The 23,945-nt window shown below is 64.8% G+C and carries 23 protein-coding genes and 1 pseudogene; 14 read left to right on the plus strand and 10 right to left on the minus strand.

Going from position 1 to position 23,945, the window contains the following annotated elements:
• Positions 1-5: 5 nt before the first annotated feature.
• The 3 genes and pseudogenes from ACFWPK_RS09470 to ACFWPK_RS09480 form a co-directional block, all read right to left on the minus strand.
• Positions 6-1,019, minus strand: coding sequence for a trypsin-like serine peptidase (locus ACFWPK_RS09470; RefSeq protein WP_378914144.1), 1,014 nt, complete (start codon positions 1,017-1,019; stop codon positions 6-8).
• 508 nt (positions 1,020-1,527) lie between these two features.
• Positions 1,528-1,701, minus strand: a pseudogene (locus ACFWPK_RS09475) (IS481 family transposase); the annotation flags it as partial.
• 267 nt (positions 1,702-1,968) lie between these two features.
• Complete coding sequence (locus ACFWPK_RS09480; protein WP_378914145.1) at positions 1,969-2,328, minus strand: nuclear transport factor 2 family protein; 360 nt, start codon at positions 2,326-2,328, stop codon at positions 1,969-1,971.
• A gap of 342 nt (positions 2,329-2,670) precedes the next feature.
• Between ACFWPK_RS09480 and ACFWPK_RS09485 the strand changes: the two genes are divergently transcribed.
• From ACFWPK_RS09485 to ACFWPK_RS09495, 3 genes are all read left to right on the plus strand, one after another.
• Positions 2,671-3,948: a serine hydrolase domain-containing protein gene (locus ACFWPK_RS09485; protein ID WP_378914146.1), complete on the plus strand. Its 1,278-nt coding sequence runs from the start codon at positions 2,671-2,673 to the stop codon at positions 3,946-3,948.
• Complete coding sequence (locus ACFWPK_RS09490) at positions 3,949-4,740, plus strand: class I SAM-dependent methyltransferase (RefSeq protein ID WP_378914147.1); 792 nt, start codon at positions 3,949-3,951, stop codon at positions 4,738-4,740.
• A gap of 250 nt (positions 4,741-4,990) precedes the next feature.
• Complete coding sequence (locus ACFWPK_RS09495) at positions 4,991-5,497, plus strand: pyridoxamine 5'-phosphate oxidase family protein (protein WP_378914148.1); 507 nt, start codon at positions 4,991-4,993, stop codon at positions 5,495-5,497.
• Between the two features lie 512 nt (positions 5,498-6,009).
• Here ACFWPK_RS09495 and ACFWPK_RS09500 read toward each other — a convergent pair.
• Both ACFWPK_RS09500 and ACFWPK_RS09505 read right to left on the minus strand, forming a co-directional pair.
• Positions 6,010-6,498 (minus strand): hypothetical protein, encoded by a 489-nt coding sequence (locus tag ACFWPK_RS09500; RefSeq protein ID WP_378914149.1) that lies wholly within the window; start codon positions 6,496-6,498, stop codon positions 6,010-6,012.
• A gap of 233 nt (positions 6,499-6,731) precedes the next feature.
• The gene (locus tag ACFWPK_RS09505) at positions 6,732-8,216 is read right to left on the minus strand and encodes a helix-turn-helix domain-containing protein (RefSeq protein ID WP_378914150.1); all 1,485 of its coding nucleotides are present in this window, start codon (positions 8,214-8,216) and stop codon (positions 6,732-6,734) included.
• 118 nt (positions 8,217-8,334) lie between these two features.
• Here ACFWPK_RS09505 and ACFWPK_RS09510 point away from each other — a divergent pair, with 118 nt between their 5' ends.
• From ACFWPK_RS09510 to ACFWPK_RS09520, 3 genes are read left to right on the plus strand one after another with little or no spacing between them, the layout of a single operon-like run.
• Positions 8,335-9,228 carry a helix-turn-helix domain-containing protein gene (locus ACFWPK_RS09510; RefSeq protein WP_378914151.1) on the plus strand — a complete coding sequence of 298 codons (894 nt, stop codon included), beginning with the start codon at positions 8,335-8,337 and terminating at the stop codon, positions 9,226-9,228.
• Between the two features lie 32 nt (positions 9,229-9,260).
• Positions 9,261-10,085 carry an SAM-dependent methyltransferase gene (locus ACFWPK_RS09515; protein WP_378914152.1) on the plus strand — a complete coding sequence of 275 codons (825 nt, stop codon included), beginning with the start codon at positions 9,261-9,263 and terminating at the stop codon, positions 10,083-10,085.
• Between the two features lie 55 nt (positions 10,086-10,140).
• Positions 10,141-10,554: a hypothetical protein gene (locus tag ACFWPK_RS09520; RefSeq protein WP_378914153.1), complete on the plus strand. Its 414-nt coding sequence runs from the start codon at positions 10,141-10,143 to the stop codon at positions 10,552-10,554.
• 93 nt (positions 10,555-10,647) lie between these two features.
• Here the strand turns inward: ACFWPK_RS09520 and ACFWPK_RS09525 are convergent, their stop codons facing one another.
• Positions 10,648-11,583, minus strand: a complete 936-nt coding sequence (locus ACFWPK_RS09525; protein WP_378914154.1) for an NAD-dependent epimerase/dehydratase family protein — start codon at positions 11,581-11,583, stop codon at positions 10,648-10,650.
• Between the two features lie 126 nt (positions 11,584-11,709).
• On the opposite strand from ACFWPK_RS09525, the gene ACFWPK_RS09530 reads away from it, so the two are divergent.
• Positions 11,710-12,444: a TetR/AcrR family transcriptional regulator gene (locus ACFWPK_RS09530; protein WP_378914155.1), complete on the plus strand. Its 735-nt coding sequence runs from the start codon at positions 11,710-11,712 to the stop codon at positions 12,442-12,444.
• A gap of 184 nt (positions 12,445-12,628) precedes the next feature.
• Here ACFWPK_RS09530 and ACFWPK_RS09535 read toward each other — a convergent pair whose 3' ends face one another.
• Complete coding sequence (locus tag ACFWPK_RS09535) at positions 12,629-13,855, minus strand: FAD-dependent monooxygenase (RefSeq protein ID WP_378914156.1); 1,227 nt, start codon at positions 13,853-13,855, stop codon at positions 12,629-12,631.
• Between the two features lie 61 nt (positions 13,856-13,916).
• Positions 13,917-15,383, minus strand: coding sequence for an MFS transporter (locus tag ACFWPK_RS09540; protein ID WP_378914157.1), 1,467 nt, complete (start codon positions 15,381-15,383; stop codon positions 13,917-13,919).
• Positions 15,384-15,598: 215 nt separating this feature from the next.
• Between ACFWPK_RS09540 and ACFWPK_RS09545 the strand changes: the two genes are divergently transcribed.
• Positions 15,599-16,924: a sensor histidine kinase gene (locus ACFWPK_RS09545; protein WP_378914158.1), complete on the plus strand. Its 1,326-nt coding sequence runs from the start codon at positions 15,599-15,601 to the stop codon at positions 16,922-16,924.
• Entirely contained in the window at positions 16,921-17,601 is a 681-nt protein-coding gene (locus ACFWPK_RS09550) for a response regulator (protein ID WP_378914159.1), read from the plus strand. Before ACFWPK_RS09545 ends, ACFWPK_RS09550 begins: the two co-directional genes overlap by 4 nt.
• A gap of 249 nt (positions 17,602-17,850) precedes the next feature.
• Here the strand turns inward: ACFWPK_RS09550 and ACFWPK_RS09555 are convergent, their stop codons facing one another.
• Positions 17,851-18,222, minus strand: a complete 372-nt coding sequence (locus tag ACFWPK_RS09555) for a hypothetical protein (RefSeq protein ID WP_378914160.1) — start codon at positions 18,220-18,222, stop codon at positions 17,851-17,853.
• 966 nt (positions 18,223-19,188) lie between these two features.
• Here ACFWPK_RS09555 and ACFWPK_RS09560 point away from each other — a divergent pair.
• The 3 genes from ACFWPK_RS09560 to ACFWPK_RS09570 all read left to right on the plus strand — a co-directional run bounded on the left by ACFWPK_RS09560 (position 19,189) and on the right by ACFWPK_RS09570 (position 21,149).
• Positions 19,189-19,590, plus strand: a complete 402-nt coding sequence (locus ACFWPK_RS09560) for a DUF4231 domain-containing protein (RefSeq protein ID WP_378914323.1) — start codon at positions 19,189-19,191, stop codon at positions 19,588-19,590.
• A gap of 123 nt (positions 19,591-19,713) precedes the next feature.
• Entirely contained in the window at positions 19,714-20,322 is a 609-nt protein-coding gene (locus ACFWPK_RS09565; RefSeq protein WP_378914161.1) for a dihydrofolate reductase family protein, read from the plus strand.
• Positions 20,316-21,149 carry an MBL fold metallo-hydrolase gene (locus ACFWPK_RS09570; protein WP_378914162.1) on the plus strand — a complete coding sequence of 278 codons (834 nt, stop codon included), beginning with the start codon at positions 20,316-20,318 and terminating at the stop codon, positions 21,147-21,149. The genes ACFWPK_RS09565 and ACFWPK_RS09570 overlap by 7 nt, the downstream gene beginning before the upstream one ends.
• Positions 21,150-21,172: 23 nt before the next feature.
• Here the strand turns inward: ACFWPK_RS09570 and ACFWPK_RS09575 are convergent, their stop codons facing one another.
• On the minus strand, positions 21,173-22,282 hold the full coding sequence (locus ACFWPK_RS09575; RefSeq protein WP_378914163.1) for a glutamate--cysteine ligase: 1,110 nt from the start codon (positions 22,280-22,282) through the stop codon (positions 21,173-21,175).
• 144 nt (positions 22,283-22,426) lie between these two features.
• Here ACFWPK_RS09575 and ACFWPK_RS09580 point away from each other — a divergent pair, with 144 nt between their 5' ends.
• Positions 22,427-23,038 (plus strand): flavodoxin family protein, encoded by a 612-nt coding sequence (locus ACFWPK_RS09580; RefSeq protein ID WP_378914164.1) that lies wholly within the window; start codon positions 22,427-22,429, stop codon positions 23,036-23,038.
• A gap of 120 nt (positions 23,039-23,158) precedes the next feature.
• Positions 23,159-23,902, plus strand: a complete 744-nt coding sequence (locus ACFWPK_RS09585; RefSeq protein WP_378914165.1) for a Crp/Fnr family transcriptional regulator — start codon at positions 23,159-23,161, stop codon at positions 23,900-23,902.
• The last annotated feature ends 43 nt before the right edge of the window (positions 23,903-23,945 follow it).

Raw genomic sequence — 23,945 nt, forward strand, 5'->3', positions numbered from 1 at the left:
TGCTCCTAGTCTTGTTGCAGAACCTTGGTGAGCAGTGCGGCCTGGTCTGTCGACAGGTTCAGCGTTTCCAGGCGAGCGACGATGCTCGATACACGTATGCCCGCGTTGGCAATCCAGTGGCGCAGGTGATCGGGTGTCTGTCGTGTGACGAGGTTGCCGTTGACGTCGAGCTGCCTGCCCTGAGAGTCCTGTGCCTGTTCGGCTCGATAGTGCAGCCCGACCAGCTCCCACTCGTCGTTGAACACCGGTGAACCCGACGACCCTGGCATTGTGTCGGTTTGATAGATCAGCCGTGTCGGGTCCACCTTCAGCAACAGGTTCTGCCGGAACGCCAATTTGCGCGAATTCCCGCCCGGATGTTGGACGATGTTGAGAGGTTGGCCCTGGAGGATCTTCCCGATGGCCGGGTTCAATCGGATCCGGCCGAATCTGGACGCCGCCGCTTTTCCGTTGGGTAGTGCGGAGACTGCCACCAGCGCGAAGTCGAGTTCCCGGTCTCCGGTGACGAAGAACCGGTCCGGGTCCAACGTCAAGCTCACCGAGGAGCGGATCTGGCCGGCTTCGTTCTCCTCGAATCGGAAGACCGCGCGGACCCGAGGATCTTGTGCCGATTCCAACGTCGGGAACACGTGCCAGTTGGTGAGCAGCAGCTCGTCCGACACCAGGAAGCCGGTCGCCGGCCCGCGGGGTGTCTTGATCAGCGCGACGGAATCCGCGGCCGCGGCTGCCCGCTTGAGCCACAAGCCGGGCACCATGTCGTCATTGCCCATCGCCTGCTCGAGCTCGCCGTCGATCACCACGTGATCGGCGTTGTCCGGGATGTCGATGCCGCGAAGATTCGCTGCCGCAAGCTTGCGGCTGACCGGCTCGGACCGCCAGGCCTGAGCGGGGTCAGCCAGCACCGAGGCAATGTGTTCGACGTTGCCTGCAGTCACGATCGGCCCGCCGTCTGTCGGTACCAGTGGGTCGACCCGTTCGATCGAGCTGATGTCGCCAGACGCGCGACGTCCATCGTCCATATCGCACCGCCCCCGTACCTCGTTCGGCCACGGAAAACACAACGATATTGCACTCTATGCCCCGCAGGACCACGGTCCTGCACACCGCTACGCAATCGTGACGGCTGGAACCTCATGACTCGACATCCCGGCCCCAGGGCGACAGGTCGCGGAGAATTGAGGTAGTGCCTTACTCGTGTCCCGCCCAGCTGAGAGCGGGAGGATCATGGGACATGATCGCCTGGTAGTAAAGCTGTTCCGGTTGCGGACCGGGATGCCGTAACGAGACCTGCCGAAATTCGGTCCGTGGCATACGGTTTGGAAGCGGCATCGCCGACGGCCCAAGTGTCAAAGTCAGCAGCTCCCGCCTCGATGAAGGCGTCCGGGCAGCGTTCTTCGCACCTGATCTTCAGTTACGTGGCGAAGTCAGAGTTGACGATGAGCATCCGGTCAACACCGGTCCGCTGGCCGCGGCGAGCTTGCAGAACAACCGCTTTGCGATTGCATGGCGCGGCGGCGATAGCGATGCAATTCCGTTGTCTGCAAAATAACTTCGGGCGCGCTGCCAGAACGCGACCGCTGTTTCCTTGCGTTCGTCGTCCAGGATTTCGCTGTAGACGAGGCGGGAATGGTCGTCGACGGCGTTGTGTAGGGAGCTGGGGCCGACGTGGCTGTTGCGGTCGAGCCGTTTGCCGGCGGTGCGAGTGCGGTGCAGTTGCCCGGCTCAACTCCGACAACGGCGCATAACGGTGGGACACGAAGACCTCCGATTGGTGAATGCGTTCATAGACAGCTCGCAGTTCACTCGGAGGTCTTCGCCATGTTCAGCTCGCCACGCCGTCACCAACGTCCGTGGTCAGTACACCTAGGCTGCATCTACACCATCGTTGGCGGAGGCTCAGGCGGCGGGACGCCGGATGGCGTTTCAGACGCCCTCTTACATACATGTCGAATTCGGGCGACAGGACCATCAATCCGTCGTACTGGCGTGTGCTGCGATAATCCGCCAGCCGTGCATATCGTCGTGCAACCAGGAACGCGTGTAACGCATCCTGGCTCCGAAAGGCTCGCCGTTGACGGTCCCCTCGACGGTCCCGAGAAACCAGGTCACCCCGGCACGCCCGTCGGTGAGTACGCTCAGCTCTTCCTCGACCATGGCCGTCACCACCTGCGTCCGGGTGCGGTGAAGCTCCAGGTCATCGGTCTTGGTGTAGACGTCTGCGCCGAAGGTGAAGATCAACCGGTCATCCAGCAGACGATCCAGCGCCTGCACATCCCCAGCAAGTTGGGCGGCCTGCAGCCGCCGCTCAGCGTCCCGCAAATTCTCCATGCGCCTCACCCTGCCAGCCGATGTCGCACTCACGCCACGATGTTCGCGTTCGGCTGAGGCTCTCAGACAGCGTATCGGCACGGGCCCTAGCACGGGAACCGACCGCGTCAGGCCCTCCCCCACCGCATACGTCAACCCGCCACCAGCGACGTCTGCTGGGCCAGTTGGTGTGCGTAGTGGTCGAATCGCCCTGCGGACGCAACGCTTTGCAATGCACTGCAGGGATTCGCCGGGTCGTCGGTGCTGTTCGTTTGCTGCGCGGTCATTTCGAGGTCACCGGGGCATAGAATCGGCTATTCGGTCGATCCATATTTCGGAGGACGGTAACCAGGAAGGTGACCAATGTCCGTTTCTCGGAAGGTTCTGGTGTTCGTCTGCACACTGGGTCTGCTGGCGGCGGCCTGTTCATCGAACGAGACTGCGCAGGATTCCCGATCGGCCTCGGGCGCGCCCTCGACGTTCACCAGTGAAGACCCGGTGCAAGCCGAGGCCATCATGAAGATCGTCGACGATTACATGGCGGAGGCGCACCTGAAGTCGGTGATCGTGCGCGTGACGGTCGACGGGAAAGAGATCGTCACCGCGGCCAGGGGCGCGTCCATGACGGGTGTGCCCGCCACCACCGCGATGCATTTCCGCAACGGCGCCGTCGCGATCTCCTACGTGTCGACCCTGCTGTTGATCCTGGCCGACGAGCGGAAACTGAGCCTCGACGACAAGCTCTCGAAATACCTGCCCGACATTCCCAACGCGGACCGAGTGAATCTTCACCAACTCGCGCAGATGACCTCGGGCTATCACGATTTCGTGCTCGGTAACAAGAAATTCGCGGAGATCGCCTACGCGGATCCGTACAAGGCGTGGACCACCCAGGAACAACTCGCTCTCGCGATCGACGACCCCCTGTGGTTCGAGCCCGGAACCAACTGGGCCTATGCGCACACCAACTACGTGCTCCTCGGGTTGGCGCTGGAGAAGGTCACGGGAAAGCCGCTCGCGGATGCCCTGCAGGAGAAGGTTCTCGGCCCGCTCGACCTGAAGAACACCGTGCCGAACCTCACGCCCTACATCCCCGAGCCGGTCCTGCACTCCTTCACCTCGGAACGACGCGAGTACTTCGCATTGGCGCCCGACGTTCCGTTCTACGAGGAATCGACCTACTGGAATCCGTCGTGGACGCTCAGCCACGGCGCTATCCAGACGAGCAACATCTACGACCTGGAGCGAAGTGCCGTCGCCGTCGGCAGCGGCGAATTGCTGTCCGAGGAGTCGTACCGGGCGATGACGACGACGGACCTGCGAGGTAAGACGACAGCAGTCCCGGGTTGCGTCAACTGCCGGCCGCTCGACGATTTCCAGACCTATGGTCTCGGCCTGTGGCTCACCGGCGACTGGTCCTACCAGAACCCACTGTTCTATGGCGGCGCCGCGGTGAACGCCTACCTGCCGTCGAAGAAGATCGCGATCGCGGTCGCCGTCACCTACCTGCCCGAAGCGTTCAGCTCTACGGGCGGTTACTCGAACGGCGGTGACGCGCTGTTCCGCAAGATCGGTGCGCACCTCGCCCCGAACGACGCCCCGCCGGTCAAGAAGGATGTAGCGCCGCAGGGCGGGTCGTAGATGGCCGACTGGGACGGCGCAGGCTACGCCCACATCAGTGGACTCCAGCGCACGATGGCGACCGACGCTGTGGAGTCCGTCTCGCTCGCGGGTGCCGAGCACGTCCTCGACGTGGGTTGTGGCGACGGCTACGTAACTCGCCTGATCGCGGCGCGGGTGCCCGGTGGTTCCGTGCTCGGCATCGACCCGTCGCCGCGGATGATCGAGGCCGCCCGCACGGCCGACGACCAGCTCACGAACGTCGACTTCGGCGTCGGCGATGTCACGACCATGACCTTCCCCCGCGACTTCGACCTCGTTGTCTCGTTCAACGCACTGCACTGGGTGCTCGACCAGGCGGCCGCCTACCGGCACATCGCCGCGGCACTCGCACCCAGCGGACGGGTGCTCGTGCAGTACGTCTGCGACGGGCCACGCCCGAGCATCGAGAACGTCGCGATGGCGGTCACCGGCGATGCGCGCTGGTCGACAGCGTTCGCCGGGTTCGCGCGCCCCTACGTGCATATCGACCCCGGCGCGATGACCTCGATCGCGGCGATCGCCGCCCTCGAGGTCACCGCGCTCTCCGTGACCGACCGGGAATGGGATTTCGGCTCACGCGAGGCCTTCGCCCAATGGTGCACGGTCGGGTTCGCGGACTGGACAGCCCGCATTCCCGCCGCCGACATCCCCGTCTTCGTGGACGAAGTCGTCGACCGCTACGAAGCCGTCGTCGGCCGACCAGGACTATTCCGATTCCTGCAGTTACGGGCCGAGCTGTCGAGGCGGACCGCCTTCCTGGAACCCAGGTAGAGGAGGCACTGTTCTGACCGGCGTGGTGTACGACGATGCCACCCAGTGGCCCAGCGGATTCACACGTCCTCCTCGGAGGCTCGGTGGCGGTCACCGGAGCGACCTTCGACAATTCCACGCCTACTACAAGATTCGACATGCGACCTGGTGATCGCCGCACAGCTGCACTGACCAGCGAAATAATCGCGTTCGGGATCGCCGAACGTGGTTGCTCGATAGGGTCGGCGGAGAGATCGAGCTGGAGGTGAACGTGGGAGTCAAACAGCGGGCCGCGGTGCAGATGAGTGCGGACGAGATCGCGCAGTTCCTCGACCGCAGCAGGGTGCTCACCTTGGCCACCCTCGATGCCGAGGGGAAACCGCACCTGACAGCGATGTGGTTCGGGCACATCGACGGCAAGATCTACTTCGAGACCAAGGCGAAGTCGCAGAAGGCGACCAACCTGCGCCGCAACCCGACCCTCACCTGCATGGCCGAGGCGGGCGACACCTACGACCAGTTGCGCGGCGTTTCGATCGAAGGAACAGCCCATCTGATCGAAGACCCCGCGGACGAGGAGTACTGGAACGCCGGAATCGACGTCTTCCGCCGCTACGTCGGCCCATACACCGAGCAGGCTCGTCCGCTGGTCGAGTCCATGATGCACAATCGCATCGTCGTTCGGGTCGAGCCGACGCGGATCCGCTCGTGGGACCATCGCAAACTCGGACTGCCCGCCATGCCGCTCGGCGGCAGTACAGCGGACGTTCAACCCTGATCAGCGTTCATCGGGTCGGCCGAGGCGGCCAACGCGTCGTACCGGATTCCTCAACGCCACCGCCGTACAGCCGCGTGCTCACATCGCGATCGACGTACTGAACGCGACCTGTGCCCGCGCACGTCGGCGCGCGGTCGACAGTTGCGCGCGACGCTCTCCGCTGGGCAACCGCGTAGCGGTGCGCGAATTCCTGCGAATCGTCGGGAAGGGCTGTTTCGCGAAACGGCCTGGTGCTGAGCACTATTGAACTCTTCCGGGTTCGCTCTCATCCGGCGGGTGGATGGTGTGCGTCCGTTGAGAGTTCTTGGGAAAGTCCGGTTTCTGCATCGGTCAGGTACTGACAGGTTCACGATCCGACCCGCACCAGCTCAACGCCCAAGGCCGCGCGCTTCCCGACCGCACCGGCCAACGTGCCCTCGACACCGTGCTGGGTGCAGCTGCGGCATGATCTGTCGCGCTGCCGCTCGTGAGCCCAAAGTGGGTGCGCGGCAGGCGGGTTCGGGTTGCGGCCGTTATGGGGCGGGCGTGTTGCCCCGACCCAGTGGTAGTGCGACGCGCAAGGCTCGAATTTCGTCGACCAGATCGGCATAGCCTTCCTGGACTTGAGCAAAACGCAGGGCGGCGTGGTGCTGGTGTTCAGCGCTCTTGGTGTGGCGCAGTGTCCATTGAACATGCGTGTAGGTGTCTGCGACGTGGCTGATCACCTCGCCGAGGGAATGGGTGTGGCGGCGGCCCGCGGTCGGGCGAGGAAGGTGGCAGGCCGACCACTCGTCGATCAGGCCGATGATGGTGTTGATTCGGCCGCGGGTGGTGGTGGCATCGAAGTCGGCCGGCCGACGGGTGATCGACACCGATGCGGTGAACAGGGTCGCATGCAGATCCGCCAGCTCGCGCGCCCACTCGATCAACGGGGAACCGCCCTGGAGGTTCCCGGCGACGGCGAGCAGGAGCTGGCGAGCTTCGAGCAATCCTTCTGCGGTCCGTGCCCGCACGTCGGCCACAGCGCGGTTGTCAGGCTTCGCGGTGGAGACGACTGCGTGCGCCACTGCAACACACACCCGGTTCACCGGCCTCTGTCCATATCCCGATGGCCACGTCTCGGCGTCGTGGTAGTCATGGTCCGATTACATCGCCGAACATTCTCTGCGACAATGACATTCGACAGGGCATGTGGTCGGAATCGCTATGCGAGGATGACATCGACCTGAGACGGTCAGGACGCGCACCCCCATTGCTATGCGGTCGCGAGACGGTGTCGAGTCATCGGTTGCGGAGCGCTCCGGTCGGTGCGGACTGTCCGCCGGATCGCATGGCAAACATCCCGGACATCGGATCGCGAGGACGCGAGGGTCGCGGCGTGCACCAGCTGCCCCAGTCGGTCGCCGACTCTCCGGCTGTCGACCTGGCCGGTCATCTCCAGCGAAGCTGTCGCGAAGGAGACCGCATCGTCGATCTGGCCGAGGCGGAAGGTGCCCGTGGCGATAGTGATGTTGTCGAACAGAATGCTGCGGGCCGGCCGTCTCGGTGTGGACGCGGCCAACGAGGCTCGGGCGGCGTCGACGGCTTCGGATGTGTAGTGTTCAGCGGTCTGTCCGCGGGCTGTCAGGGCATACTCGTTGTAGATCACCGATTGCATACCGGTGAACTCTCCGGGTGTGAAGAACACCCGGGTCCACGGGTCGACGGGGTCTGCGACCATCGCCATCTCTTCTTCGGCACGCGAGAGCGCGGTCCGCATCCGGCCGACGTCGCCCATCATGGCATGCGCCCATGCCTCATTGGCATACAAGCGCGCGGATTCCCCACCGCCGGTGGCGTCTTGGGCGGGCAGCTGCCCGAGTTGAAACATTCGCAGGGCAACGCGTGGGTCGCGCTCGGTCAAGCTGATCCGTCCCAGAACGTAGAGCGTCGACGCCACCAGACTGTCCGCACCCGCCCGCCGCGCGGAAACCAAAGCCATGGTGGCGTATTGGCGCGCGCGATGTTGATCACCGATGTCGTGGTAGGCCCATCCGATCAGACGGGCCAGGTCGGCGGTGGCGACCAGCAGTGAGTGCGCGAGAGTCGTGTGCCCCCGGTACTGGGCCAGCAGCGCGGTCGTCGATTCCAGGAGATCGACGGCCGTGCGGGCGACTGAGCCGCCACCGTGTCGCTGGTCGAGTTCACGTAATTCCGTGGTGGCGCTGCGCACGGTATCGAGATCGAGTTGACCTGTGTGGCTCGGTATCTCGGAAACATCGAGAGACGGCAGCCAGGGCGTCAGGATGTCAGCAGAACCGACAACGGCGGTCGCGAGAGCCTCCAGCAAAGTCGCGTGCGCGCCGGGACGTGTACCGGTACGGGGGCTTTCGGGCGACCATGACACCACATCCCGAGCCAACCCGGCATTCGGGTCTGCGGATGACACGACCTCTGGAACGGGTGCGCCGAGCACAGCCAGCAGGGCACGGTAGGACTTGCTCGGCCTGCGGACCTCGCCGAGCTCCCAGCGCGCGACGTGGCGTTCCGAACACGCGACATTGATGCTGTCCCGGCGGGCTCGATCGTTGATCAGCTCGGCGAAATCCCCACGGCTGAGCCCTAATCGAGCGCGGCGATAGGTCCGAAGTCGCTGCCCCCAGCTGTTCGCGGCCCCGGTATCGGGATCGGTGCGCAGGGTTTCGGGGTCGGTGACGTCCATGAGTGGGCCCCACTCTTCTTGCGCCGCAGGGTATGTCACAGTGCGGACTCACCCTCAGACTTGTTCGCCAAATAATCGTGGTTGATAATCTAACCTGATAATCAGGATTGCGAAACTGGCGGCATCCGCCGCTCAGCATCCCGATACGGTGGGATCCATGGCACGAACCGCACGAAAAGTGCTGCTAGGTCGAGAGATCGACGCGCTCCTGCGCCGGAATCGAACTACCCAGGCCGACGCGGGGAAGATGATCGGGGTCAGCCAGTCCCGCATCGCGGCGGTGATCAGCGGCACCGGTAACCTGAGCGCTCAGGCGCTCGACGAGTTGGTCAGAACGCTGGGCGTCACCGACGACAGCTACATCGGGATCCTGCTCGATCTACGCGAAGACAGCCACCGCCGCGGATTCTGGAACTCCGGTTACCGCCGCGCCTACATCGAGGAACTGCGACTTCTCGTCGATCTCGAGGATGTGGCGGATCGCCTACGCGAGACCGGTGCCGAGATAGTTCCCGGCCTGCTACAGCACGAGAACTACATCCGCGCGCTGCACGAACCCCTGCAACCCGACCCCGACGATCCGGACGCGGTCACCGTCGACGACTACGTGCAAGCCCGAATCGCGCGTCAGCGAATCCTTCTCAAGCGGGGAGCACCCGAGTTCCACACCATCCTGTCCGAGTCCTGCCTGCGCCGCACCTACGGTGGGGACGCGGTGATGCTCGACCAGATCACTCATCTCCTCGAGCTGTCGGGCCGCCCCAACATCCAGATCCAGGTCATGCCCTTCACCCACCAAGCACCCGGCGCGGGCATGGAGGACCGCTACATCCTGGTTCGTGTGCCCTCCCCTGGGGCCGCGGGCGATCTCGAGATGGCCGTGATCGAAGCCCAGGGCGAGATCCGCTACATCGATGACAAACCGGCTGTCGGGATCCGCGACAAGATCTTCAACCGTCTGACGATGACCGCATTGAGCCCCCACGACTCCCGTCAGTTCATGGAACACCTCGTCCGCGGCCTCCGCAGCCGACCGACCATCCAGCGATAGACCGGCGACACCGCAACCGGATAGGAAACACCGTGTCCTACAGTGACTTCGAGCCCCGCCAGATCGACACCAACAAGCCCAGCTCCGCACGCATCTATCACCACATGGTGACCGGCGAGGTGATCTTCGAATCGGATCTGCCGTTCATCCAGCGGCTCTACACCGATATCCCCTTCTACCCGATGTGGGCCCAGCACAATCGCCGGTTTCTGGCACGCGCCGTTCGCTACATGTCCGGCACCGGAATTCGCCAGTTCCTCGATATCGGGTCAGGCCTGCCGACCGGCGGCAACACCCACGAAGTCGCTCGTGAGCTCGCGCCCGACACCCGCGTCGTGTACGTCGACAACGACGAAGAAGCAATCAACCGCGCCCGCGACCTGCTGCGTGACCAAGGCATCGGCGACACTGCGGCGATGGTCGACGCCGATCTGCGCGAGCCGGCACGCATCCTCGCCCACCCCGACACCCAACGCCTGATCGACTTCACCGAACCCGTTGGGCTGCTACTGGTTTCGGTGCTGCCATGGGTCACCGATGCCAGCGAACCCGGCAAGCTCGTCGCGCAACTGCGCGACGCACTCGCGCCCGGTAGCCACATCGCGATGACACATGTGTCCCTCGAAGACGCGGGCCCGAAGATCAAAGCACAGGTTGCCGCAGGCGCTGCGGTCTTCACCGATGCCAGCACACCGGTCACGCTGCGCACCCGCCGGCAGTTCGAGACCTTCTTCGACGGGTGGACCATCGCCGACCCGGGCATCACCTACGCCACGGACTGGCGACCCGACCAGCCGATCGACCACGACGACTACGCCCGCCCATGCAATTTCGCCGCGGTCGGCAGCCTCCCCTAGCGCGCACCCGCGCTGTCGGCACCGCCGCCGACAGCGCTGTTCGAAAGGATCCACCATGGCGTTGCCGACACCGACCGCCCACCACTTCCGCAAGGCGGCCGCCAGTTCCCCGCAACAGGCGTGCGTGATGGTCTACCGAGACAACCACCGCACCCTCATCTGGGACGACAAACTCGGGGACCCCCTCGACACTGCGGCACAACCTGTCCCACTCGACGAATGTCTGAGCCTCGACCACCGCCAGTTCGAAGGCCTCCAACAGGCGATCCGGGCAGGCCGACCCGTCCGGGGAGCTCTGATAATCGATCGAAGACCCGACGGCCTCTATGAATTCAGCGCCGCGCCGGAATGCAGAGCCTCAGCCGGGACCGCCAGGCTCTCCTTCGATCACCTCGAATACACCGCGTTCGTCCACGCGGTGCGCCACCGCGAGTTCGAGCGATCAGCCTTCTTCTCGCCCACCGCGTGACCGACTCGGCCGTGAGCCATCAGCCGGGTGATGGACAGGTGCGCCTCGGGCTGGTCCTGCGGCGGAGGACCCCCGCTCCTGATCACTCGCGGCTCAAATGGTCGTCGCTGGTGCGCGCAAGGTTTCGATTGTTTCGCGCAGTGCCTCGCCGGTAGGGGTGGGTTCGATCCCGAACGCGGCGGTAGCGGCGGACGAGTCGAGCACGAAAGGCGACCGCAGCTGATATTGGACCTCGAGCGCTTCTCTGGCAACGGAGTTGAAGAGCCCGGCCGAACGCATCACGAAACCGGGCATCTCCGACACCCTGGCGGGCGATGCACCCGCGAGATCGGCGGCGAGGCTTGCCAACTCGCGAACCGATAGCGGCGGCGGCGTCGGTACGTGCCATGGTCGGCCCCACGCATGTTCGTCGGCGGCAACGGCGACAAGGGTACGAGCCACGTCACCGACGTAGGTCCAGCTGTGCGGCGCGTCCAGATCGGCTGGTACCCAAGCCCGTCGGCCGGCGAGCACGTTCGGCAACACCATGGCAGTAGCCACCGAAACCGCGCCCGCACCTAGATAGTCCGAGCCGCGGACCTCAGCGGTGTGGATGCGCCCGGCTTCGTGTGCGGCCAGTGCGACGGTCCACAGTTCGGCCCGCACCCGGCCCTTCACCGAGTTGGGGCGCAACGGGGACTGTTCGGTCATCGGCGTGTCGACCCGGCCGTAGACGTAGAGGTTGCCCGTGGTGACGAGTACTGCACCGCTGGACTCCGCGGCATGTACGAGCGCGGCGCCGAGCGGCGGCCAGTCGGTAGACCACCGGTGATAGGCCGGACCCGCGCAGCAGTACAGCGCGACAGCACCTTCGGCGTGCCGGGCCAGCGTGTCGAAATCAGTCGCATCGGCGGCGACGCGCTCGATCCTGTCGTGCTCCGGCCCCCCGCCGCTGCGGGTCATCAGACGCACTCGTTGGCCCGCGTCGGCGAGCAATCGGGCAGTGGCGCGGCCGACTGGGCCGGCTCCGACGATGACGTGAAGGGTCATGGGTCGCACTCTCTCCGAGAACAGTGTTAACGAATACAAACACCGTACTCATCGCGCGGCAGCCGAGTCAAGAACAGTGTTCTCGAATATTTCTGACGTTCTCGAATCTGTGCGAGACTAGAAGCCATGACCGCACAGTCGTTGCGGGCCCGCGTCCGCTCGGAGATGACCCGAGAGATCAAGGAAGTCGCGCGCCGACAACTCGCCACCCAGGGCGCGAACCTGTCCCTGCGTGGCGTCGCACGGGAAATGGGAATCGCCGCCTCGGCGCTTTACCGATACTTCCCCAGCCGCGACGCCCTGCTCACCACCTTGATCATCGAGGCATACGAGACCCTGGGCGAGGCGGCGATCGAGGCCGAAGCAGCCGCGCCTCGCGACGACCTGCGCGGTCGATGGTTGGCCGCCTGCCACGCAGTGCGTAGCTGGGCTCTGGCACATCCGGTCGAGTACGGCCTGCTCTACGGCAATCCGCTGCCCGATTACGCGGCGCCGCCGGAGACCATCGCCCCTGCCGCGAAAGTGGTCTTGCTACTGGTAGACATCGCCATCGACGGCGCGGAAACCCTAGCGCCGGTGCCGTCTCGAGCCCCGATCCCAGCACCGGTCCGCGCCGACCTGACCCGCCTGATCGACCAACACCCGGGTGATCTCCCGGCGGAACGGCTCGATCTCGTGTTCGTCGGCTGGACCCAGCTGTTCGGCCTGGTCAACTTCGAGGTGTTCGGCCGATTGAACGACACGATCGACGCGCGAGCTGAATACTTCGACCACCACATGAATCTGATGGCCGACCTGGTCGGCCTGCCGGGCCTGCCGCGGATTCCTTTGGCACCAGGCACGGAATATGTTGAGGCTTAGTAATTTTCAGAGCGTCGATAACACGAACCGCAGTTGTTCGGCGGGGCCGATCCAGCGAGGCGGCGACTGCGAATGACTGATGCTCGGGGGTTGACTGCGCAGCACCCGAGTGCGTTCCGGGCGACGTGGCACGCCGAACGTGTCGTGCCACGTCGACCTGGCGACATCGAGCGGACCTGACGATTCACTTACGATGAACGGCGATCTCAGATCTCACCGCGGCGGGTCTGGGATCGGGCAACGTGAGTGCTGTATGGGCCGGTCGCCCTGTGGTCGGCGGCGATGTGGTGAGGCTGCGGAGTCTGTGGTTGCGAGCTTCCAGAGCATCGGCCGTGGTGGGAATCAGTGCCGCCTCGCCGGTGGAGATCTGCGCTTGGTTGAGGTCGACGAATCCGCGGCTGGCGCGCTCGTAGGCGGTGAAGGCGGTGGTGTGATCGTCGTGTGCGGCCAGGGAGTCGGCGAGCATGTAGGCGCCGACGAGGGCGAGACTCGACCCTTGCCCGGTCAGGAACGACGGCGCGTAGGCGGCATCGCCGACGAGTGCCACACGCCCGCTGGACCATTGCGGCATATGGATCTGACTTACCGTGTCGAAGAAGGGGTCTGGGGCGTGGTGCATGGCATCGACAATGGTCGGTATCTTCCATCCGTCGTCGCCGAAGACGGTGGAGATCAGCTCACGGCGAGTATCGGCAGCGCGAAGGACTTCGTGCGATGGTTCGGAGTGGGCGAAGGTCAGCAGGGCGTGTACGTCGCTGCCGTCTCCGACGGCGTAGAGCGCAGCGGCTCGTCCGGGGGTGTTCCAGATGAGTGCTTCGTGCGAGAGCCCGAAGGTATTGGGCATGGCGCAGATCGAGAAGCAGTAGCCGAGGTAGCGCAGGTAGTGCTGTTCGGGGCCGAAGGCGAGTGCCCGCGTTCGTGAGTGCAGTCCGTCAGCGCCGACTACGAGGTCGAAACTGCGTTGGGCGCCGCTGCGGAAGGTGACATCGACACCGTGATCGTGTTCGGTGAGTGCGTCGATGGAATCGTCGAAAACGAACTCCACGTTGTTGCGGACTGCTGCGTAGAGCACGTTCGTCAGCGTCCCTCGCGGAATCTCGAGGTCATGTCCGTCGATACCCCCGACCACTGCTTGCGGATGCACGACCGCAGCTCGACTGCCGTCGGCATTGAGGAAGGTCACCCGCCGCGTGTCGATATGGGCTTGCTGTAGTTGCGGCAGGATGCCCATCCCGTGAGCGACAGCTACGGCGGTGCCACGCACGTCGATCGGGTATCCGCCGTCGCGCACACCGGCGGACTTCTCGACCGCTGTCACCGTGAAGCCATATTTGTGCAGCCAGAACGCCAACGCGGGACCCGCGATGCTCGCGCCGGAAACCAGGACGGTTCCTCTCGATCCGGTATTCATGTCAACTCCTGTGCTTCTCAGGGGATTGTCGAGGGAAGGGCTCATTCGCGCGTTTCGCGGTTCATCCGACAATCTCGGGCTCGAGTCTCGGCGCGGGCGTCTGACGCTCCGGGCGCATGGTTCGTACGAGAACGGCGACGACTATCGCGGCGATCGCGAATGCCGCGGTGGCGATCGCTATGTAGCTGAATACACCGGTAGCCGAGTTCACTGTCTCGCCGTCCACGACGACCGTGGTCGATGCGAGGACAGCCGCGCCGACGAAGTTGAACACCACGGCCCCGGTCGACACCATCACCATGACCAGGCTGGACACGATGCCCTGCCGTTGTGCCGACGCCAAGTTGCCTGCCATGTTGAATCCCGACGCGCCCAACGCGGCGACCGTGACACCGAGCAAGAACGCGAAGCACAGCGCCGCGAGTAGCTGCGAAGCACCGAGAAACATCCCGATGGTGGCTACCGTTCCGAGCATGACCGCCCCGGCCAAGGTCCGGGCAGGCCCGATACGCGTACCCAACCATCCGGCCACCGGACCGCCGAGCATGACGCCGACGGCCGGTGCCGCGAGTAGCAGCGCCACTGACCCGTGATCTGCGAGTCCGTAGCCCAAGTGCTGGTCCGCCGAGATATCACCGATGAGGGGAATGAGCTGCAGCATGCTCTGGTAAGAACCCGCACCGAGGAAGACGACCAGTAGCGTGAGAATCAGTGGCCTGCCGAGGTTTCCGACGTCGATCAGCGGGTCAGGCTTTCGGCTCGAGGCCGTAAACCATCTGGCCAACGCCACGACCCCACCGAAGAGAAGGGTCAGCGGGCCGATGGCGGACCAGCCGAGGTCGGGACCCATGCTGATGTAGCCGAGCACACCGAGCAGGCCACCCCCGAGCAGGAGAGCACCCGCGATATCGAGCCGGCCCGGTGTCTTCACCAGTGATTCGGGAACCAGGAAACGCACGCAGATCGCCATCGCGACCGCGATCACAGCGGAGAGGAGGAACAGGATCTGGAAGCCGAACTCCGTCGCCAGCTGCTCGATGAGAAACCGGGAGGCGACATTGAGCACCGCGGTGCCGGTGGTCACGATGCCGACGATGATCATGGCCAGGCGTGGCGTGCACACGGTTCGCACGATCGCGACCGACAAGAACATGGCGGCCAACGCGGCTCCCTGCAACATGCGTCCCACGACGAAGACCCACATCGTCGGGGCCACCGCACAGATCAGCGCACCCCCGCAACTGATCAGCAATGCCGACACGAGCACTCGACGTTTGCCGTAGATGTCAGCGCTCTTCCCGAGCAGCGGCGCCCACATCACTCCCGCCAGCATCGCGGTGGCATTGAGCCACGCCGCCTGGTCGGTGCCGAAATGGTCGAGCATCTCGGGCAGGACGATCAGCGGTGCGCCGATAGCCGAGTCCACCACGAAGTTCACCAGAGCCAGGACCGCCACGAGACCGAGTAGGCGCCAGCTCCACCTGGAATGAAGGCCGACGTTCGCACCGTCGGTTATGTTCTGCTGCATCGAAATTGGCTCCTCACCAGAACTGATCCGCCCCGGGTAGCGCCGTGGCGACGTTCTGGCTACAACAGTTCCAGCGGAACTTCTGGCGGACATCGTCTCTCGTCACCGATCGCCGCTAGTGCTGCTGCACCAGACGGCCGCGCACGCCTGGTGCGTACGTACCGGGTCGAGCGCCACGCGGTCGAGGGAGGCTTCGGACGCGTATCTTGGGCGAGGTGTTGGGCGACCCCGCAGCGTTCCCCGATCAGGTGACGGCCACTCGCCAGGTGGCGCGACGACCGACGTCGTGGCGCGAGGCGCTGGTCCTGGCGACAGCGTTCCTGCTGTGCCTATCCGGCGGGATCTTTCACCTCGACGACACCCTGGGATGGCCACCGATCGCCACCTATGTCGTCGCGGGGGTCTCGTGTGCGGCGCTGTTCGTGCGGCACCGGGCGCCCGTGGGCGTGGTCGCGGTAACCACAGCGTGCGGGATGCTGGCCGCGCCCGCGGGACTGCTGCTGACCCCGCTGATCGTGGTGCCGGTCGCGATCGCTGCCTATGCGCTGGCAGTGCATACCGAGCCCAGGGTGACGATCGCGGTCCTGCTCCCCGCCGTGGCATTGCTGGTCGCGGTGACCCCGTTTCTCGATGGCTTGTCCTGGCAGGACAGCAGCAGGCTGGTGTCCGTGGCAGCGCTGCCGCTGATCGCCGCAGCGCTCGGTAACGCGACGCAGAGCCGACGGGCCTACCTGGCGGCTATGGAAGAGCGAGCCCTGCGCGCCGAGAAGAGCCGGGAGAGTGAGGCGCGCCACAGCGTTGCCGAGGAACGGGTACGCATCGCGCGCGAGCTCCACGATGTCGTCGCCCACCAGATCACGCTCGCCAACGCCCAAGCAGTGGTTGCCGCGCACGTGTTCGACTCTCATCCTGAACAGACTCGCTCGAACCTGCACAACATTATCGAGACCACGAGAAACGCCCTCGACGACCTGAGGGCCACGGTCGGGCTGCTACGCCAGGCCGGGGACGCGAACGCTTCCGCCGAACCGTCGCCCGGCCTGTCCCAGCTTCCCCTGCTCCTCGAGTCGTTCAGCCGTGCGGGACTGCAAGTGACGATGGACCACGAAGGCGCGCCCACACCGCTTCCACCTGGCGTGGATCTCACTGCCTACCGGATCATCCAGGAGGCCCTGACCAACGTGAGCAAACACGCCGGGACCAGCAGCGCTCGAATCCACTTGTCCTGGAGCCGCAACCGGCTATCCATTGCCGTCACCGACGACGGACCGGACTCGCAGGCCGCACCGAAACGGCTGCTCGAGCCGAGTGCGGTGACGCGATCGGACCGGCCATCGGGCTACGGGCTGATCGGTATGCGAGAACGCGCCACAGCGATCGGAGGCCAACTGTTCACCACTGACAGCCCGGCGGGTGGCTTCATCGTCTCCGCCCAGCTGCCGCTCACGCCCGAGTACGCGGCGGCTGTCGACAAGCCGGTAACCGACGCCAATTCAGCCGCTGGGCGCGTCGGTGACGCAGAGAACGGTGGTCCCCCATGACGATTCGAGTGTTACTCGCCGACGACCAGGCCCTGCTGCGCCAAGCGTTTCGGACGCTCCTCGACTCCGCCGACGACATCAGCGTGGTCGGTGAGGCCGCCGATGGCCGACAAGCGGTGAGCCTCACCCGCGAACTGCACCCCGATGTGGTCATCATGGACATCCGGATGCCCGATGCCGACGGCCTCACCGCCACCGCACAGATCTGCGCGGACCCACAACTGCACGACAGCCGCGTCCTGATCCTCACCACCTACGAGACCGACGACTACGTCGCGCAGGCGCTCCGCGCGGGCGCGAGCGGCTTCATCGGCAAGGGCATCGGCGCAGCGGAACTACTCGACGCCGTCCGCACCATCGCACACGGAGAAACCCTCCTGTCTCCCGCGGCAACGCGCAGCTTGATCGCTCGCTTTCTGGCAACGCCAACCGACCACGCGGCCGACCACACGTCCGAGCTACTCGACGCACTCACACCGCGAGAACGCGAAATGACCATGCTGGTCGCAACAGGACTGTCCAACAACGAGATCGCCGAGCAACTGTTCGTGAGTCCGTTCACCGTCCGCGCCCATGTGCAACGCGCCATGAACAAACTGCAGGCTCGCGATCGTGCACAACTCGTCGTCATCGCCCACCAGACCGGTCTGGTCAACCGAGCACATCCTGGGCGTTGACGCCCGAGGCACCCTTCACTCTGACGTTGGCGATGCCCTGTCGCCGATTTTCGGCAGATCAACTCTAAGACCAAATATCCTGTCGAAGAACAGGATTGATCATTCAGACTGCCCTGATAACATCGACACGGCACCGAGTGATGGTCACGGTGCACCGGCAATCCTGCCCGCTTGAATATCCTCGGCTTCGCCGGGAGGTAGCTGCCGCATAGCCATGAAGATCTTGTCCGCTTGTGCGCCGACCGGGTCCTACATTTCCTCATCTCGAACGACTTCGCCCGTTCGCCTCAACGTCTGCCGCACACGCACGAGTTGATCGCCCTGAAATGCGAGATCGGTGTCGTATCCGCGCGGTTTGTTGGGATAGCTCCAGAAGCGCTGACTGGGCAACTTCCCGTCCGTGACAACGGCTGTGTAACTCGCGAGGAGCTCTTCGGTGCTTACCTGCTTATTCGTATAGCCCAGCAGCGCAACAACTTCCGCTTCTGTCATTCCGAGAGCGACCTGCACTTCACCAGCGCTGCTTCGTTTCCGAAGCTCGGTTCTAACGATACCGAGCAATATGACGGCCAGTATGACAACGATGACGGCCAAACCGACGAGGAACTGACCGGACGACATGATGGATTCACCTCGGCTGTGAGTGTTCGTGGCAACCCGATTCGGGCGTGCCGTGCCCGTACGAATGAGAGAGCCAGCCAGCTCACTTTTCCCTGACTCGCAACCACTTTCACGATATTTCATCGTGACGAACGGCGCACCTGTTCGATCTATATCCGACCGGGTCCACCCTCTTCCCCTCCCCCACCGCATGCGTCAACCCACCACCAACGACGTCTGCTGCGTCAGCACCAAGGCTGTCACCCGATGAAACATCCGGCTTCTCGAGTGAGTTCCGATAGCCGGCGGCCTTGTCTGGGTGTCGCAGTGCGGTGTCTGGTCGGCCGCCGAGGAGTTGCTGGCTGACGCGGAGGGTTGGTCGGTACACACGGGCGACGTTCGATCTCGGCAAAGGGATCTCCGCGGTATCCGGTCCGAGGACTACGCCCCAGCTCGTTTGGTGAATAACACTAAGGCAGGTAGTCGACCACTCATGACAACTGCGACCCCGGCGAACACGATGAGTGAACAGAGCACCAACGAATACGCATTGATCGTCATGACACGTCGCGATGTGCGCCCCCGGCCGAGTACAGGTAGGGAGGCACATCTAACGGCCGTGGCATAGCTGGGGGGTTGCACAACGCCCTTCTCAGGGTGTCGCGAACTGAAGGACTCGTCATGGAAACGACCTCGTTTTTCGGCGCAGGTGGGGCCTGTTCGGCCGATTCCCAACCGAAACTACCCGGCGCAAACGCGGCCATGGGTGTCGCCGGACTGAGCCCGACGACCGCCGGAATATGAGATGCGATGAGCTCGCAAGACGAAAGACCGCCGCGTGCGGGCCACCCGATTGCAGGTGGACCGGAAGTAGACGGCGGACTCGCGATGTCAGCCGATGTTCTGGTCCCAGGCTCCATGGACTGGTTGCTTCAGGCAAGAACCCCAAGGGGCGCCTCCGTCCCTCCGTCGGTGGTGACCGCGTGGATGCGGCACGTTCGAGCCGGGCACGAGGCTCGACTGCGGTATGGGGCGCTGGAGATCCTCAGTCTGGTGGTCGCTGCGGCGATTCCGGCTGTTGCCGCATTCGGAGTCGGAACCAAATGGATAGTGTTCCTCGGCTCGTTGGCCATCGTTCTCAACGGCTGCCGGCAACTGTTCGGCTGGAAAGAGAACTGGGCAAACAGGAAGCGAGTCGTCTACGCGATACAACGTGAGGTTGCCTTGTTCTGCGTCGGCGCTGCCCCGTACGGGGCAGCCGAAGATGCTGCCACGCTGGTGACGTCTGTGGAGGACATCTGTACCGAACACTGGGAGCAGTGGTATTCGCGACGTCTCGCCGACGCCGGAACAGCCGAACGCCGTAATGGGGGCACCGACCTCGCGTGAGGTGGCGCTGCGGATTCGATCCTGACCACGAGCGCACCTGCCTGGTTCAGGACGCCGCGAACCGCTGTCGCCAGAACGCCGCCGCACCGATGAGTTTCGCTGACCGGCGGAGTCATACCCGATATGAACACAACCCCTCAGCTGGAACCACAGACCGCGGCCGGCAAGGTGCTCTGGCACTTCACGATGTCGCTCGACGGGTTCGTCGCGGGCCCGAACCACGAGATGGACTGGATGGCTGGGTTCTCCGGCAAGCCCGGGCTGGAACAGGAGTACACCGCGACCACCGGCGCTGTGCTCGGTGGCCGTGACGGCTGGGACGCGTTTCCCGGAGCTCGCCCTTACGGTGGCGGTGATGCATGGCAGGGCTCGGTCTTCGTCCTCACTCACCACCCCGAGGACGCCACGCCGGACGCGGATGTCACGTTCCTCAGTTGCGACGTCGCCGAGGCCGTGCGGATCGCCTTGGAAGCTGCGGGCGGCAAGAATGTCGAGATCCATTCGGCTTCGATCGGCGCGCAGCTGATCGAGCGCGGCCTGATCGACGAGCTCGACCTGCACATCGTGCCGATCCTGCTCGGCGACGGCATCCGGTTGTTCGACAAGCCGGGCTGCGCACCCGTACGCCTCGATCGTGTGCACGATGGTGCTCCGAACGAGGAGCTCAGCGTTCGCTTCCGCCCGGCGGCCCAGCGCGGTGGCGGACCACAAGAGGGAGGCGCCCCATGCTGAAGCAGGTGGCGGAGGGTGTACTGGTCCACCAGAGCGAGATACTCCGCAACAACACCGTTGTCGTGCAGGGCACGGGCGGTGTGTTACTCGTCGACCCCGGGATAACAAACGCTGAAATGGTCTGCCTGGCGAACGACCTTCGCGAGTTGGGCCAGCCCGTTGTAGCCGGGTTCTCGACGCATCCTGATTGGGATCACGTGCTCTGGCATGCCGAGCTCGGCGATGCGCCTCGTTACGGTACGGCCCGCTGCGCCACTTTTATGCAGGACGTGCGGTCGGATGCGGACTGGAAGACCAGCGTTGCCGAGGGGTTCCCGCCGGAAATCGCCGAGGAGATACCGCTGGACCCGTTCGGCCTCATTACCGGTCTGCGTGCCGGCACTGCGCAGATCCCTTGGGATGGCCCTGAGGTCCGGATTATCGAGCATCCAGCACATGCCCAAGGCCATGCGGCGCTGGTGGTCGAAGAACTCGGGGTTCTCGTCGCCGGCGATATGCTCTCCGATCTCTTCGTTCCGATGCTCGACCTGGACGCCGCAGATCCCATCGAGGACTATCTCGCCGGGTTGCGGCTGCTCGAGGGCGTGGTGGACAACGTTGATGTCGTCATCCCTGGTCACGGGTCGGTCGGTAGGGGTGATCAGGTACGCGCGAGGATCGAACGGGATCGGGCTTACGTGCACGCCCTGCGTGACGCCCGTGTTCCCGTCGACCCGCGGGTCGGTCAATCGGTTGAGCCCGGTTGGGAGTGGGTGAACGACATACACGAAGGGCAATTCCACAGCCTCGCCCGAATACGAGGTGTGCGCGACGAGACGCCCGGTTAGAGATCAGGGACACTGTGCTGCGGTCAGTCACACCCCTCGAGCGTCGCCCGACCCAATTCGGCTACCACATCGGCGATCTCGCCTCGTGCGCGCAATGCCTGCACCTGTCGCCGCGCGCCGTTGCCGCGCGCGTACAGCGCGGCGATCGCCGCGGTGACGAAGGTGTGGTCACCGCACTCGCGTAGGGCGGGCTCGACGTGCTCGACGAGGCGCCCCATCAGCTCGTGTTGCGGCACGACAATCCCGTCGACGAGGTCGAGACCGTTGCCGTCCAGGCCGGAATGCGCGGCATTCCAGTACGCGGCGCGCAGGAGCTCCCCCGACACCGCGGGCGCGGCTTCGTGCTGTGCGATAGACCGCAGGCCCGTCCCGACGAGTCCTCGGATCAGGGCAGCGAGCAGCGCTGATTCCTCGGCAGTGGCGGGAATGTCGCTGACCCGGATCTCGACCGTCGGGAACGACTCCGACGGACGGACATCCCAATACACCATCTTGTTGTCGAGGATGCTGCCGCTGGACCGCATCATGGCCACGATCGAATCGTAGTCGCCGAGCGAGGCGAAAAATGGTGGCGGTCCCGCGCTGGGCCAGCGTCGCCACAGAATGCTGCGCCAGCTCGCGTACCCGGACTCGAAGCCGCGGTAGATAGCCGAATTCGCGGTCATGGCCAGCAGGACCGGCAGCCAAGGCCGCACATGGTTGCTCACCAACACCGCGGTCTCGCGATCGGGGACACCGATATGCACGTGGCAGCCGCACAGCCCCTGCTCGTGGGCGAGCATCCCGAAGGTGTGCGCGATCCGCTGGTAACGCGGGGTGTCGGTGACCGGATAGCCCTCGGGCACCGTCGGCGGGACGGCCACCGCGAGCAGACGCGCATCGTGGTCGACCGCGCAGGCCGCGACCCGGCGGCGGGAAGTGCGCAGCTCGGTCAGCAGTTCGCCGATGTCGCAGTGCACGCTGCTGCTGGTCTCTACCTGACAGCTCGTGAGCTCCAATTGCAGGTCGATGCCGATCTGTCGCGCCGCCGCGGCGACCTGGGTGTTCTTCGGCGCCGGTGCGCCGGTACCGGGATCGGTCAACAGGAATTCTTCTTCGACGCCGACCGTGAGTACGTGTTCGTGCCTGCCCACCGCCTGCCTCCTTCACGCGAGGTTCGACGCGTGCCGGGGTATTACCCCGGCACGCGTCCCGCAATCGGCTCGACGGCCCGCGGATTACCGGAACCGAGTGCGGGCATTCGCCGGGCAGGAAGAATCCCGAGAAAGGATCTGGCGATGACCGTCCCATTGCGCGCCCTTGCTCTGGTCTGCACGCTCAAGCCGTCACCCGCCGCGTCGAGCAGTGCGCTCATCGCCGATCAGGTCCTGGCCGAGCTGGCCACACACGACATCGAGGGCGAGTCGGTGCGGATCGCCGATTTCGACATTCGCCCCGGCGTCAGCGCCGACGAGGGCGACGGCGACCAATGGCCGCAGATCCGGCGCCGCGTCCTCGACGCCGACATCGTCCTGCTCGCTACCCCCACTTGGATGGGACATCTGTCCTCGATCGCGCAGCGGGTCCTCGAGCGGCTCGACGCCGAACTGTCCAGCACCGACGATGCGGGCAGACCCGCGATGTTCGGCAAGGTGGGCATCGCCGCGATCGTCGGCAACGAGGACGGCGCGCACAAGATCGCCGCCGACACCTTCCAGGCGCTCGACGACATCGGATTCACCATCCCCGCGCAGGGTTGCACCTATTGGAACGGTGAGGCGATGGGCAGTGTCGACTACAACGACCTGCCCGCTACCCCGGACGCGGTGCGCGCGACCACCACAACCATGGCCCGCAATGCCGCCCATCTCGCCGGCTTGCTGCGCACGCGGAATTATCCGCCGGGCTGAGAACCCGCTCGAGACGGATCGGGAGCTGTGGTTCTCAGTTGATCGCGTTCTGTCGTCATTGCGAGGATAATTGTCACCGGGGATGACAGGTTCGCCCGAATCACCCACCTGGAGCCAGCGATGATCCACAGCCACCGGATGTTCTCCCACCTGGTCCGCACGACCGGTGAGGAGTCGTTCTACGACGATCAGTTACGGCACGCGGCGTGGGGTGCGCGGTGCGTGGGCCGGGGTCCCACCGCTCCCCTGCACGCCGGAGGACTCACCGCGCTCGCCGATCGGCTCGAGCTCAAATCCTTGCCCGCCGGGTCGCCGGTGTTCTCGGCGGGCGCGCCACCGGACGGTGTGTGGATCGTGCGGCACGGGCAGATCGAACTGTCCGTCGGTTCTGGCAGCCAACACGCTGTCGTCGACGTGCTCGGCCCCGGCGATGTCGATGGCGACATCGCACTGCTGCTGGAAATGCCGCTGCCCTACACCGCGCGCACGCTCACCGAGTCGGAATGCCTGTTCCTGCCCGCCGCCGACTTCGACGCCGTGCTCGCCGGCCATCCAGCGATCGCGCGCCGCTGGCTTTCCAGTGTGGCACAACGCCTTTCGGCAGTTCAGGCACAGCTGATCAACATTCTCGGCCGCCCGCTGCCCATCCAGGTGTCCCAGTTGCTGCTCGACGGAGCCGTCGACGGGTCGGTCCCACTCGACCAACGCACCCTCGCCGCCATGCTCGGTGTGCCGTGCCCGTCGCTGAACAAGACCGTCAAGGAATTCGAACGACACGGCCTGATCAACATCGGCGACGAGACGATCGACATCATCGATGCCGAAGGGCTGCGCCACCTCCACCTTCCTGCTGAAACGCGCTGACCACGCTGCTCAGTAGCCCGGCGAGTAGAATTGCCACCAGATG

Source organism: Nocardia sp. NPDC058519 (genome assembly GCF_042719755.1).
Lineage (GTDB): Bacteria > Actinomycetota > Actinomycetes > Mycobacteriales > Mycobacteriaceae > Nocardia.